Raw genomic sequence first — 13,241 nt, 5'->3', positions numbered from 1 at the left:
GGCCGAACAGCGCGACGGCCGAACAACGCACCGGCCGAACAACGCGACGGCCGAACAGCGCACCGGCCGAACAACGCACCGGCCGAACAACGCACCAGCCGAAAACCGCACTGGCCGAACAGCGCACGAGACAACGCAGTTCTGGAATCGCACGGCACGAACGCCACGCCGCTTCGGTGTCAACCAACGGAACTACCAAGGTCACGTTGTCAGGCCGGTGCGTTGTCAGGCCGGTGCGTTGTCAGGCCGGTGCGTTGTCAGGCCGGTGCGTTGTCAGGCCGGTGCGTTGTCAGGCCGGTGCGTTGTCAGGCCGGTGCGTTGTCAGGCCGGTGCGCCGTTCGGCCGGTGCGCCGTTCGGCCAGTGCGCCGTTCGGCCGGTGCGCCGTTCGGCCAGTGCGCCGTTCGGCCGGTGCGCCGTTCGGCCGGTGCGCCGTTCGGCCGGTGCGCCGTTCGGCCGGTGCGCCGTTCGGCCGTTGCGCCGTTCGGCCGTTGCGCCCTCAAATCAGTTCGCGCATTTAAGGGATCGTATTTCCAATTGCCCTCCCCATTAGAAACACTCCTCCATCCGCAGGCAAAGCTATTCCTGTCTGTGCTCCCGTCCACTTCGCTCGTGTGCTATTGAAGATGTACCGAGCATCATAAAAATCGAGCACCGGCCCTCCTCCACTCACCCACCAATTCGTCGCCACTCCCGCTCGCAACGCGAATTGTGAATCCCAGCCGATCGCGCTGGTCAAATCCGGTATCTGTACATCGTACGTTCCTGCTGTATTGAGGAAATCACGCGTTGTATGCACGGTCGCGAAACGCGCGGTCGACGTTTGGGTGATATCGAACGACACTCCTGCGCCGTACTCGGTTGGTAACGTTCCAGTCGCGCGCAATCGCGGCATCGCTGATCCGGCGACCGACGTCACAGTCGGCGTCGGCATTGCTGGTCCGAACGCCAATGTTCGATCGCTCGTGAGCGTTCGCGCATACGCAATGATCTGACGCGAACCGCGATTCGCTGCGGCGGCCGGAATGCCGACGGTATTGATCGTCGCCACCACCTGATGCAGATCGCCCGCAATCGTCTGCGCGAGCGGAATGCCATAGATCGTTCGTACGTTCGGCGCGCGATCGACGCCAGGATACAGTGAGAAGGCTCCCGTCGTTCCTCCTGCCGTGGTGAAGACCTGACCAATGCTCATCTGCTCGCCGGCATTCACATTATTGAACGTCCATGTCGCCGTCGTCGGCGCGAACGACTCGGCGGCATTGAAGTCCAACGCCGGCAGCGTCGCGCCTGACGCGGGATTGATGCCCCGGCGAATGATCGCGCGGTCGGCTGGGATCTCGAGCGCGGCGGTGATGTCGCCATTGCGGACGGCGACGACGTCGAGCGCGCCTGAGGGAAGATTCTGCAGGTTGAATGAGCCGTTGCCGTTGGCCGACCCGGGCCACCATCCCATACCCACCTGCGACGTACGGAAACCGGTGACGCCGGCAAACGTTCCACTCGCGGTGCGCGTCGTCACGTTCTGAATGAGCGCGCACTGCGACGCCGCGCGTGCCGCGAGTTCAGCGGCCGTGTACTGATAGACGGTAGTGCGATAGCCTCCGGAGTCGTTCGTCACCATCGCAACGGCGCCGGTCGCAGATGAGATATTGAATGAGTAAACAGTATCAACGCTCGGCATGATGCGCGTCCATGGCCCGCTGCCATCCTTTACCGCGAAGAAATATTGCGGCGTCAGTGCCGAACAGATTTTCCAGTGAATGCTTCCCGTTGTGGCGGGTGCGACAACGATCTGAAACGTCAGCGTCCGCTCGCCAAGTCCGCCGGCGGCGACGCCGCGGATGGTTGCGTTGTATGTGCCCGCGGGAGTGCCGCCGATGTCCAACACCAGGAGCGACGCCGTCGTCCCTGTGAGACTGGCCGGCGAATAGGCGACGGCGAGCGTCGCCGGAAGACCAGTTGTCGTGAGCGTGACCGCACCCGTGAAGCCAGCGTTCCGCGTCACCGTCAATATCGGAAATGCCGGCAACTGATTCGACGGAAGCACGAGGAAAGAGTTCACACTGAGCCCCATCGTGAACGGGCCGGCCGCGGCGGCCGCCGTGATCGTGAGCGCGACGGACGCAGTTTGGTTCGCGATCCCCGATGCCGCGCCGGTGACCGTGACCGTCGTCGTTCCAACGGGACTCGCCGCCGTGGTCGTGAGCGTGAGTGTGCTCGTCGTTTGACCGGCCGCGACGGTCGCTGGACTGAACGTTCCCGTAACGCCGGCGGCGAGTCCGGATACGGAAAGCGTTACTGGCCCCGTGAAGGTGCCACTTCGGCCAACCGTGATCGTCACCGTGCCGCTCGCGTTCTGCGCTACAGAGAGCGCCGAGGATGTCGTCGCGATGGCGAAAGCGCCAACCGTCGTGATGGGCCCGGGTCCTGTAGCAGGCGTGTCACCACCGCCTCCGCCGCAGGCGAGGACTGATAGCGCAAGAAGCGCGGTGATTGCGCGGCGAACGCCCGCGCTTCCCATGAACGACACTTGATGAAGACTCACGCGACCCTCGGCAGCTCTTATGAACGGTCAGGCGGCCGGGACGCGAGTCGTCACCGGCTCCTCCTCGCATTGCGCGAAAGGGAGCCGGCGACCGTCATTCTCACTTCGATTCGACCTTCAGGTTGGAGAAATAGGCCTCGGTACTAATCCGCGTCCATAGCGCGATCTTCCCTCGACTCTCGCCGAGTCTGAGATCGTTCACGACGAGACACGGCTGCGCGGCTCCATTGACGTACATTCGGGCCGTGCTACCGGAGACTTCGATTCTCACTTTCGTCCAAGCGCCCGACTCGAGGTCGACGTACGACTCGTACACACCGGGCGAGTCCTGGCGCAGCCGTTGCCACGAAAAGTCGGGGTCTGACTCGTACTGTGTCGACCGATTGCGAAACAGCTGATTGTTCAGCCGAGCGTTTTCTGGGCGAAGATAGAATCGCTCGGCGCTGTCGCCATGAACGCGAAACGATAGTCCGATGATTCCTTTGAAGCCGCTCACGTCTTCGGCCTTCGAGTATCCTTCGCGTCGAGCGCCGGCGACATCGAGCTCGATCACGCCATCCTTGAAGTCCGATTCCGTGAGCAGCGCCGCCATCTCCTGATCGACGTCACGCTCGTGTCCCACGAGTGGCGCGAGTTTGAGCGCACGACGGCCGCGGTACTCCACCCAGAGCGCGCGAGTATTCGTCAGCGTCATCTTGGTCGCGGAGTCGAGTGCGATCGGACCGGCGGACGCTGCCCGCTGAGTGGGAGCGCGGGCTCCGATCCACGCGACGAGCGCTGCAACACCAACTCTCTCGACGATCCCCCGCATGATCTCGCCTCACCGTTCGTAGTGCGGCTCAAGGTAGGACCGCTGAGCGGGAGTTGTTGTACGTCCTTTGTGAGGTTGTTGGACGCTTTCAGCGTCTGTCGGGTCGTACCAGGTCAGGCCAAAGCGGGCGCGCTCTTCCGCCAGCGTCTTCGTAGAAGCGCACCGCGCCCGGCGAGTGGAGCTTCGCAATGAAAACGATCTGGCCGAGGTGTAGCGAGAAGTGTTCGACGACGTGATACACCGCTTCGAGCACGCTGACATCTCGTCCCTGAATCGAGCGCGATGTAGTCAGGTCAGACTCGGTGAGCCGCGCGAGCACCGCGCACGCCTCATCGAGCGCACGCTCGAGTTCGGCGAGCAGCGTGTCTGCCGATGCGCCCTCCCGTGCGGCGAACTCACCATCGCGATCTCGCGTAATCGACGCGCCACCAACGCCAGAAACGATCCATTGTCTAACGTTGCCGGTGAGGTGAAGCAGCAAATTGCCGACGCTGTTCGACTGATCGTTTGCTCGCCACCAGAGTGCGTCTGCGGGAAGCGATTCTACGGCCGCGCGCAACTTGGTTGGATATTCGGTCCGCAGGTAGTGGCGCGAGCGAGCAAGAAAGAGCGAGGATGTATTCACGGCTGCTATGCTCAGAGATGTCGTCGACGCCAGAAGTGCGTCAGACCCCGGTGAAGCCATTCTTGATATTGGCACCGGCTGGCTGCGGATTCGGAATCGTAGCCGCAACGTGCCAGTGCCCTCCGACAGCGGCAACGCTATCGACACGCAAGACCGTGCGTCGCGGGAACAGAACCTCTGCTTGTCCGGCATGCGCCGTACGGAACATGTATGTCTTGGGATTCTCCATTTCAAGAAGATCTTGCTCCGCCGAGTTCGTGTAGGCGCCGCCGGAAATGTTGACTCCGCCGCGTCCGAGAATGACGAACTTCACATAGACCGTTCCCGGCGGCGGGTTCTTGATTCCGTTCACGAGAAACTGTCTATGCTCTGACGACGAAAAGAATCCTTCATCGCGAATCAAGTCGCCAGCAATGATCCGCGGACCACCCGCTGCGGCGCCGTACGGACAAGCGGTCGGCGGTTTGTAACTCAGCAGTCGGTAGACGATGCGCGGCTGGGTATCGAAGCCATGTTGGGTGAAGATCTGGAACATCGCGTCGAGGTTCGTGGCGGCGGCGTTCGGATTGCCGGCACGGCACGAGGTGTTGATCGCATCCGACGCTTGCGTGTAATCCGCAACACCACGCTTTACGATCGTCTGTTCTCCCTTGGTCATCTGCGCGAGCTGCGCCTGGAACTGCTGCTCAGTAGCGCCGGCGATGTCGCGTGCTTTGCTCTTTGTCTGACCCTTTGCGACCTTCGCCAGCAATTGCGCCTGCTGCGCCGGCGTCAGCACAAGACCGGGGCCGCCAGCCGCGAGATTCTTCAGAATCTTGTTCTCTGTACTCTTCATGTGCGAAGGCTCGATTGCAGAGGGTGTTTCACTGTGCGCCGACAAATCATATGTCGGCACTGGAACGAGAGCCAGCAACGTGACCGAATGGTGAGACAATGGTTCCATCACACGACTCGATCTGTTTCATTTGTGCATTCGCGTCCAAGGCGTGTTGAGATGTCATGATGACAGCGTCGGGGTATGTCGCCGGTCTGCCGTTCCTGTCGGTCGGCGACGGTCCACCGCTCGCACTGTTTCCGGGTCTGGCGCGCCGTCCGGTCGAGCCCGGCGTGACCGAAGAGCGTAGCGCCGTGCGCGCATACGGCCCACTCGCCACAAAGACCGCGCGACGCGTGTGCGTGATCGGGCGACCGCATGGCATGTTGCGCGGCACGACGATGGTCGCGCTGGCGACTGCTCACGCTGCAGCGATCGACGAGCTGTTTCGCGGTGACTCTGTCGACGTCCTCGGCATCTCGACGGGCGGCACGATCGCGCTACAACTCGCCGTCGACCATGGCGCACGTATTCGCCGGCTCGTCATCGCGACGGCCGCGAGTTGGCTAGGCGCGGATGGACGCGAGAAGCTCCGCCGCTACGGCGAACTGGTCGCCGCAGGTGACAGCGGCGCCAGCGTGCTCGCATCCGTTCTAGCACCGCGGATCATTCAGTGGCCCGCCGCCCTCGCGCTATGGATCGCCGATCGACTCGGCGAAAGGCAATCCAATCCCAGCGACATGCTCGCGACGATCGACGCCGAGTGCGCCTTCGACGTCACCGCCCGGCTAGGCGAGATCATCGCGCCGACGCTGATCATCGGCGGTGCGAGCGATCGCGCGTTTCCACAAGACTTGGTGCGCGCGACCGCGGCGGGCATTCCGCGCGCCGAACTGCGCATCTACGCCCGCCGCGGGCACGTCGGCACGATGTTCGATCCGCGCTTCGGTGCCGACGTAGCGGCGTTTCTCGACCAGCCGTGATTGGCGCGCGGCGCGCGCGTCACGGCAGCTTCATCAAGCCCATGGTCACGAGCAGCGGAATCACCACCGCCACCAAGGCTTCGCCAGCGATCAGGCCGGACGCAATCGGAATTGAATATTTCTGATGAGTCTCGGGAGACATCTTCTCCCAGATGCGATCAGCGCCGGCGCCCAGAAAAATCATCGACACCGCGCTGAACGGAATCAACACGGCGATTCCCATTCCCGTGGGCGACGGAATCCAGCCTAGCCACTGCTTCTTCTGTTCGAGAATCGTCAAGATGATCCCGATCAACGCGCCGGTGCCGAACGAAGACCACATCCACGAGAGTCGAGCGGCTGCCGCAGCTGTCAGAGGCGTGTTGCCGGAAAAGTCCTGAGTTACCACCTTCGCGAACCCCACCCAACGTTGCGACGTCGGACTCAAGAGCTGTGCATGATCGCCAAAGATGCCGTACGTATCGCGTAGCAGCGGGTACATGAACGCCAACGCCAGCGCACCAACCGGCACCGCGATGAGCTGCATGTACGTCAGAATCCGCGGTGTCGAATTGATCATCTGACCCGCGCGGAAGTCTTGCATCAATCCTTCCGACTCCGCTGCCACCGCGCCCGTGATTCCGCTCGACACCATGCTTGCCCTGAGACTGCCGGGAGCAATCACACCGAAGATTGCCTGCACGAGATTGACCATCGTGCTGATCGGCCCCCAGTTCGTCTCTCCGAGCACACGCAGTGCAACGAGTCCGAGCGGCAGAGCGAGAGCGATCGCGATTGCCGAGTGCCAGTACGGTGTGGCAAAGAACAGGTGATTCACGAATGCGAGGAATACGGCCGACGCGCCGCCGCCCATCAATACCCATTTGAGCGGCAAGTCCTGGCTCGTCCCCTTCGCAGCCAGTCCGCGAAAGCTCTTCACCAGCACGCGCCATCTCAGCGCGAGGCCCGTCATACCGCCGGCGATCAACATGCCGACCGCGGCCCACATCGTCGTCAGTAGAATGTCGACGCGCTTCGCGTCGGGCGCGATCAGGCCGTGTTGAACGAGCAGCGGCGGAGCGATGATCCAGCCGATGATTCCGCCGATCAGCATGCTCGCGCTGATCCGCAGGCCAATGATCATTCCCGATCCAACATTGAGCAGCGATAACCCGAACCCAATGCCCGCACGCGCCGAGAAGGTGTTGATGATGACGGGGATCGTATCCTTGATCCACGCGAGCTGTGTTGCGAGAAATAGAAAGCCCGACGCGACCAGCGAGCTCACCATGGCGTAGGCCGACTTTCGCGCCTGCGGCCCCCGCGAGTCGAGCATGATCAGCGTTTCACCAGCGGCCACGCCGTCGGGGAAGGGAAGATTCTCGTCTTCGATGAAGTGCTTGCGCAGCGGCACCGCCATGAACACGCCCAGGAGTCCCGACGCCGAGAGCCAGATCCACGTCTGCATGCGCGTCAGGTGGATGTTGAATCCACTCGATGGATCGGCGGCGAGGATGTCGAACGCGGCAAGGAGCCAGCACAGGAACGCGATCTGTCCCGCCGTGGTGCCTGCCGTCTGGACGACGTTGTTCTCCCACCGGTTGTAGCTCTTGGAGAACAAGCCGAGCGCGAGAAAGCCAAAGAACGCCGAGACGACCGAGATGTTCGGGCCGAATCCGAACTTGAGAACGACGTACGGATACGATGCGCCAATCAGCAGCGCGACAAAGAGGCCAACGGCAATCGAGCGCGGCGAGAATTCTCGAACATTCGCCGGCTTCTGGAGCGATGAGGCGGGCAATGGGTCTCCTTGTCATCCACGGTTCACGAACCGGCGAGGCTTCGTGCGCGGACCAATCATATGCCGAGATTGGAGGGAGAGCCAGCGAACGGCTCAGGACTCTTAGCGACAGTCCGATCCACAAGTGCTAGTCCCAGAGAGCGCGACACCGTACCTTCAGGCCGCATCCGGATCTCACCATCCGGATCCCGGTGACTGGCCCTCCCTCCCTCCCCACAGGGCGAACACGATGTCGACACAAGCGCGATCGGCGGAGTTGGACAATTCACGCCTGGGCGTGATCTACTTTCTCGGCAACCTCAATGTCGATCTCTCGCCAGAGAAGAGCGCAACGGAGCTGAAGAACGCCGCGCTCACCTTCGTGAAGGGCAAAGTGGGAAGCGATTCAAAGCTCACGAAAGGGGGGACCGCCGTAGGTGACGTCGTCGAATCGATCGACAAGACGGTCGACGGAATCGCGCTGACGATCAAGAACTGGCTGGTGGACCGGTTCAACATTTCGCCGAAGGACGCCGAGCTCGGGATTCAGCACGTCCGATATCATCTGCCGCCGCTGATCTACGGCATCAAAGGCGAGCTTGGGAAGCAGGCAGACGACTTCGGCCTCACCGGCGTCGCGACGGGTCTGTACACGGCGATCACGCGGACCATCGAGTACTTCGATCTCAGTCATAAGGGCAAGGGAGTATCGCTCGAGTCGGGCCACCCGAATCTGATCGCCGCATCTATCCGCAGCGCAATCGCCAAGAGCGCGCTAGTGGGACTCGCTGAAGCGGCGATGGCCGGTGCGAAGGCCGCGCTCGCGGCATTCACCGGCGGCGCGGGGCTCATCATCAACAAAGTCGCGGGTGTGATCGAGAAGATCCTCCGCTTCGCCGTGCGCTTCTGCGAGGCACGCGCGCTGGCTAATATCTTCGCCGACGCCAAGAGTCGTTGGTCGAGAAAGGATCAGCCGGATGCGTTGCAGGGGCGCTCCAAAGAATTTGCCGATTGGTTCAAAGCCGTAATCGACAAATCGCCAGTCGTCGCGGCGCTCGTCATGAACTGTGGTATTGCCGGCGATGCGATGCGCTTTCTGCAGGTGTGCACCTCGGACGGCGCGGTCGTCACACAGGGCCAATTCGACCACGGCGTCACGTATTTGAATGCGCTCAAGGCGTCTGCCGGCGGCTTCATCCTGGATTTCCAGAAGGAAGCGCGTATCTCGAGCAACGACAAACTCACCGCATCGCTTCTTCTGCATGCGAGCGAGATCGGCTTGGTGCAAAAGGAGGCGGGATCCTCCTGGCGAGCGCGCATCTTCACGTGGAGCAAACAGGACAACAACAAGAGCAAGGCCCTGAATTGGGTGTTGGGCAAAGCAGGGTTTAAACAGAGTACGGCACGCCGTATCTAGTCTCGATTCAAGCGCCCGGTTCACCGCGACCATTCCGCTCAGCGGGAACGTCCCTTGCCCGACAGTGCCACGGGTGAGGTGGACAGTGAGGGACGTTGTGAATCAGCTGATGGAGCCGCGCGCCGCCGGAGTTCGTCGGGCGCGCGCGTGGGTATCTCGACGACGAGCTACGATCGGACTCTTCGCCTTCGCGCTCCTCGCACTAGCGACGTCAGCCTCAGCGCAATACTCGGCGCTGCCAGCCGCGACGGATTCCATTCGAGTTCCGATTCTCGTCTACCATAGCGTCGCGCCGCACCATCCTGGGCAAACCCCAGCGCAGATCCAGCTGGACGTCGACACGACGTCGTTCAAAGCGCAGATGAACTATCTGCTCGAGCACAAGTTTCAGGTGATCTCGCTGGAGCGGCTCGTCGACGTGCTACAGCACAACGCATCGCTACCAGATCACGCCGTCGTGATCACGTTCGACGACGGTTGGGCGAGCCAGTATCGTCACGCGTTTCCTGTCCTTCGTCAGTGCGGCTTCACGGCGACATTTTTCATATATACGAAGCCGATCGGGCATGATGATTCTCTATATATGAATTGGGATCAAGTGCTCGAGCTGCGCGACGCTGGCATGACGATCGGCTCACACTCGCGCACGCATCCGCAGCTCACCACCGTCGATCCAACGGTCCTTCGAGACGAAGTGGAGCGAAGTCGCCAGGAACTGCAGCAGCATCTCGGCACCGCGCCGGATCTGTTCGCGTACCCGTATGGCGCGTGGAACCTTCAGGCCGCCGACGCGGTTCAGGCTGCGGGTTATCGGGCCGCGCGTGCGTACCCGTTCGGGCCGTGGAATTCGGCAACCGATATGTTCGCGCTTCGTTCCGTGCTAGTGACCGACGACATGCAAGCATTCGAACACGCACTCGGCCAGTAAAAGGCGCGAAATGCTAGACGGCGCGAAATGCCGAACGGCGCGGAATGCCGAACGGCGCGGAATGCCAGACAGCGCGAAATGCCATACCGCGCCAAGTAGCGATTGCAGCGAAAATCGGTCCGACAGTTTCGCGCCGTTCGGCATTTGGCGCCGTTCGGCATTTGGCGCCGTTCGGCATTTGGCGCCATTCGGCATTTGGCGCCGTTCGGCATTTGGCGCCGTTCGGCATTTGGCGCCGTTCGGCATTTGGCGCCGTTCGGCATTTGGCGCCGTTCGGCATTTGGCGCCGTCTGGCATTTCGCGCCGTCTGGCATTTCGCACCGTCAGCGATCTGTTATCCACTTGAACGGCCGCCGGAATAGCTGATAATCTGCCCGCTCCAGGTGGCGCGCCGAGGCTGTCACGTGCGCGCCATCGAACGTTCCGTCGAGCTGCAGGACGTTCCCCTGGCGAGTCCAATGCACGTTGTCGCGCCGATTCGCGCAGCTGAGCGCGAGCACATTCGGGTCCGTCGACGCCATGCGACGACATCCGATGCGTGCGTCAGACGCGAGCTGAATCATCACTCCTCCGGATTGAACGATGAGCCCGCGCCAGCGCAGTGAGTCGCTGACCGGCTCGCGTGCCGGGTTGTCGCGCGTGAACGACGTCACGACCCAGGCTCCATCGAGCGCCGACGGAGGCGGCGCAGCGTTGACCGCCCGGCTCATCGCGACCACCGACGACAGGATCACGCTACCGACGACAACGATCTTGAGCGTCCACCTCGGCAACGGTGGGATCCGGTCGCGCAGGGCCGACGAGAGGCGCGATGGTCCTACCGCACGATCATTCACGAATACGCCGAGTAGGCGAGGTGCGTCGAATAGCAGCAGGACTGCGGCGGAGACGACGGTCATCGTCGCATAGAGCTTGACCGGAACGTCGTACGCATAGTTCAGCGCTGCCACGTTCGCCATCACTGCGAGGCACGCGATGGCGCCCAGTGTCGCCGTGCGCCGAAAGCACAGCAACAGCACGGCGACCATTTCCATCACGCCGCCGAAGAAAGCGTAGGGCCGCGAATATCCCATGAAGGTCCACAACAGAGCGCCCGGCGTCAGCTGCCCCACGCGCTGCTCGAGCGTCACCGCGTTGATCGCGGGAAATTGCATCGGAAGAATTTTGGCGATGGCGTAGCTCGTGAGGCCGAGTGCGATCGAGTAGCGCAGCAGCAGGTGTAGACCCTCGCTCACCCAACGCGCTCGCGGGCGGCGCCGATCGGCGATCGTCCACACGACGGCACCGATCAATCCGATCACGACCGCCAGCAACAGGCGCCCGAACTCCTCACCGACGTCCCCGTTGTCGCCCTGATACGCGCCGGACATGGGTCCCGTCATATGGAAAACGTGTCGCGCAACCCACACTCCGGGCGGCGTGAAAACGTGTCCCCACAGCGCGGACAGTCCGTTCGGATCAAAGCCGCCGCCGCCGAGCGACGGATAGTTGTTCAGGAAAAGCGGAACGTGGTACAGGCCGAACGCAATGAGCGCGAAGCGCTCGGCCAAGCGGCGCGCGAGACCCGCGTGGTCATGCGTCTCGTTCTCGTCGCGCCGCTGGTCCGCCGCGTTCGGGCTGAATGATGCCGACACTGGCGCCGCGGCCGAGGGTACGTCAATGAATGTCGACATGGTCAGAAAAGACGCGTGATAAACGGGCGTGGCAATGGCGCGCGAGCGCGCTAACCTTAGTAGCGAAGATCAAACTCGACGAGCAAACTATCGTATGACTTTCCCGTCGCTGCCCTGCTTTCCGTGCCCGCACGATGCGTCGTGCTGCAACTACGGTACGTCCGTCTCCGACGAAGAAGCGGCCGCCATCGAGGCGAATCACGGCCCTGGACTCGTCTACGAGACGCGATGGCAAGAATGGCGAACCCGCGTCAAGAAAGGCCGCTGCGCATTGTTCAAGAACGGCGGTTGTAGCATTCACGACAAACCGTACTACCCAGGCACCTGTCGCGGCTTTCCGTGGATCGATGAATCAACTGGCGGCGGCTACGAGTACGACGTGACGATCTGCGGTGAATTCGCGGCACGTGCGGAATTGGTCGAGCTTCAGCGGGCCATCCCGCGCGCGGTCTCTTCGGGCGACGACTAGTCGCCCAACGTTGTCCCGGCGGCGAAATAGCGCACCGCGCACGAGCGCATCAATCGTCAGTCGTCATCGACATGCTAACGCTCCCGGATGGACTCATCCGGACACGATCTTACGACGCGGGCGACTGCTGGGCCAGCAGTTCACGAACTCGCGGGATCACGCGCGACCCGTAGAGTTCGATACATCGCATTAGCGTCGCATGGGGCAGAGTCCCGGCGCTGTACTTCATGTCGAAGCGCGCAATTCCGAGCGCGTGTGCCGTCGCGGCGATTTTTCGCGCTACCGTTTCCGGCGCGCCCACATACAGCGACCCGTGCTGAATCTCCTGCTCGAACTCCGCGCGGCTCGTTGGCGGCCATCCGCGCTCGGCGCCGATTCGGTCGCGCATTACTCGATACGCCGGCCATAGTTCCTCACGCGCCTGTTCGTCCGACTCGGCGATGTGTCCAGGAGAGTGGACGCCGATCGGCATCATCGGGCGCTCCAACTGCGCGAGTGCGCGGTGATAGAGTGTGATGAATGGCGCGAATCGGCGGGGGTCGCCGCCGATGATCGCGAGCATCAGCGGCAGGCCATACCGAGCTGCACGCACGACCGACGCCTGGCTTCCACCAACGCCAATCCACGTGCGCAACGTTCCTGATTCCGTCGGGGGAAATACTCGTGCTTTGAGTGGTGCGCGCGTCGTTCCCGCCCACGAGACGGGCTCAGTCTTTCCGTCGTGCGCGAGCACCGCCGCGAACAAGTCGAGCTTTTCCTCGAACAGCGTCTCGTAGTCGTTCAGCTTGAACCCGAACAGCGGGAACGACTCGGTGAATGATCCGCGACCGAGGATCACTTCGGCGCGTCCGTTCGACGCAGCGTCGAGCGTGGAGAACCGCTGGAAGACGCGGATCGGATCGTCGGAACTAAGCACCGTTACCGCGGACATCAGTCGTATGCGCTTCGTGCGGCCCGCGATCGCCGCGAGAATAACCTCGGGCGCGGAGATGGCGAAGTCCGCGCGATGATGCTCGCCGACGCCGAAGAAATCGACGCCGAGCGAATCGGCGAGTTCGGCTTCGGCGATGACATCGCGAATGCCCCGCGCGTGCGACAGCGGCTTTCCATCAGCGTCGACAGTGACGTCGCCGAAGGTATCGATGCCCAGTTCGAGAGTAGAGTTCATTCGTGAAAATTACCCCCCAATGGGAGGTGAGATATCCGTCCCGCGGCG

General features: G+C 62.3%; 11 protein-coding genes. 4 read left to right on the top strand and 7 right to left on the bottom strand.

What is annotated here, in order from left to right; all coding sequences use genetic code 11:
- Positions 1-515: 515 nt before the first annotated feature.
- The 4 genes from AC6H4Z_RS22415 to AC6H4Z_RS22400 all read right to left on the bottom strand — a co-directional run bounded on the left by AC6H4Z_RS22415 (position 516) and on the right by AC6H4Z_RS22400 (position 4,817).
- The gene (locus AC6H4Z_RS22415) at positions 516-2,546 is read right to left on the bottom strand and encodes a hypothetical protein (protein WP_497544196.1); all 2,031 of its coding nucleotides are present in this window, start codon (positions 2,544-2,546) and stop codon (positions 516-518) included.
- Between the two features lie 100 nt (positions 2,547-2,646).
- On the bottom strand, positions 2,647-3,357 hold the full coding sequence (locus AC6H4Z_RS22410; RefSeq protein WP_497544195.1) for a hypothetical protein: 711 nt from the start codon (positions 3,355-3,357) through the stop codon (positions 2,647-2,649).
- 88 nt (positions 3,358-3,445) lie between these two features.
- Complete coding sequence (locus tag AC6H4Z_RS22405) at positions 3,446-3,982, bottom strand: DinB family protein (RefSeq protein ID WP_497544194.1); 537 nt, start codon at positions 3,980-3,982, stop codon at positions 3,446-3,448.
- Between the two features lie 40 nt (positions 3,983-4,022).
- Positions 4,023-4,817 (bottom strand): hypothetical protein, encoded by a 795-nt coding sequence (locus tag AC6H4Z_RS22400; protein WP_497544193.1) that lies wholly within the window; start codon positions 4,815-4,817, stop codon positions 4,023-4,025.
- Between the two features lie 164 nt (positions 4,818-4,981).
- Between AC6H4Z_RS22400 and AC6H4Z_RS22395 the strand changes: the two genes are divergently transcribed.
- Positions 4,982-5,779, top strand: coding sequence for an alpha/beta fold hydrolase (locus AC6H4Z_RS22395; RefSeq protein ID WP_497544192.1), 798 nt, complete (start codon positions 4,982-4,984; stop codon positions 5,777-5,779).
- Between the two features lie 19 nt (positions 5,780-5,798).
- Here AC6H4Z_RS22395 and AC6H4Z_RS22390 read toward each other — a convergent pair whose 3' ends face one another.
- Positions 5,799-7,559 (bottom strand): OPT/YSL family transporter, encoded by a 1,761-nt coding sequence (locus tag AC6H4Z_RS22390; protein ID WP_497544191.1) that lies wholly within the window; start codon positions 7,557-7,559, stop codon positions 5,799-5,801.
- Between the two features lie 229 nt (positions 7,560-7,788).
- Between AC6H4Z_RS22390 and AC6H4Z_RS22385 the strand changes: the two genes are divergently transcribed.
- Complete coding sequence (locus AC6H4Z_RS22385) at positions 7,789-8,955, top strand: hypothetical protein (protein WP_497544190.1); 1,167 nt, start codon at positions 7,789-7,791, stop codon at positions 8,953-8,955.
- 85 nt (positions 8,956-9,040) lie between these two features.
- On the top strand, positions 9,041-9,883 hold the full coding sequence (locus AC6H4Z_RS22380) for a polysaccharide deacetylase family protein (protein WP_497544189.1): 843 nt from the start codon (positions 9,041-9,043) through the stop codon (positions 9,881-9,883).
- Positions 9,884-10,206: 323 nt separating this feature from the next.
- Here the strand turns inward: AC6H4Z_RS22380 and AC6H4Z_RS22375 are convergent, their stop codons facing one another.
- Positions 10,207-11,556, bottom strand: a complete 1,350-nt coding sequence (locus AC6H4Z_RS22375; protein ID WP_497544188.1) for a hypothetical protein — start codon at positions 11,554-11,556, stop codon at positions 10,207-10,209.
- A gap of 94 nt (positions 11,557-11,650) precedes the next feature.
- Between AC6H4Z_RS22375 and AC6H4Z_RS22370 the strand changes: the two genes are divergently transcribed.
- Complete coding sequence (locus tag AC6H4Z_RS22370; protein WP_497544187.1) at positions 11,651-12,025, top strand: YkgJ family cysteine cluster protein; 375 nt, start codon at positions 11,651-11,653, stop codon at positions 12,023-12,025.
- Between the two features lie 109 nt (positions 12,026-12,134).
- Here AC6H4Z_RS22370 and AC6H4Z_RS22365 read toward each other — a convergent pair whose 3' ends face one another.
- Positions 12,135-13,193 carry an LLM class flavin-dependent oxidoreductase gene (locus tag AC6H4Z_RS22365; protein ID WP_497544186.1) on the bottom strand — a complete coding sequence of 353 codons (1,059 nt, stop codon included), beginning with the start codon at positions 13,191-13,193 and terminating at the stop codon, positions 12,135-12,137.
- Positions 13,194-13,241 lie beyond the last annotated feature (48 nt).

Source organism: Leucogemmata humicola, assembly GCF_055379415.1.
This window is presented reverse-complemented; position numbering and strand designations above follow the sequence as displayed.

Coding starts and splice junctions, on each gene's coding strand:
- AC6H4Z_RS22410 (WP_497544195.1), bottom strand. CDS start 3,357: ATGCGGGGGATCGTCGAGAGAGTTGGTGTTGCAGCGCTCGTCGCGTGG.
- AC6H4Z_RS22400 (WP_497544193.1), bottom strand. CDS start 4,817: ATGAAGAGTACAGAGAACAAGATTCTGAAGAATCTCGCGGCTGGCGGC.
- AC6H4Z_RS22395 (WP_497544192.1), top strand. CDS start 4,982: ATGATGACAGCGTCGGGGTATGTCGCCGGTCTGCCGTTCCTGTCGGTC.
- AC6H4Z_RS22385 (WP_497544190.1), top strand. CDS start 7,789: ATGTCGACACAAGCGCGATCGGCGGAGTTGGACAATTCACGCCTGGGC.
- AC6H4Z_RS22375 (WP_497544188.1), bottom strand. CDS start 11,556: ATGTCGACATTCATTGACGTACCCTCGGCCGCGGCGCCAGTGTCGGCA.
- AC6H4Z_RS22370 (WP_497544187.1), top strand. CDS start 11,651: ATGACTTTCCCGTCGCTGCCCTGCTTTCCGTGCCCGCACGATGCGTCG.
- AC6H4Z_RS22365 (WP_497544186.1), bottom strand. CDS start 13,193: ATGAACTCTACTCTCGAACTGGGCATCGATACCTTCGGCGACGTCACT.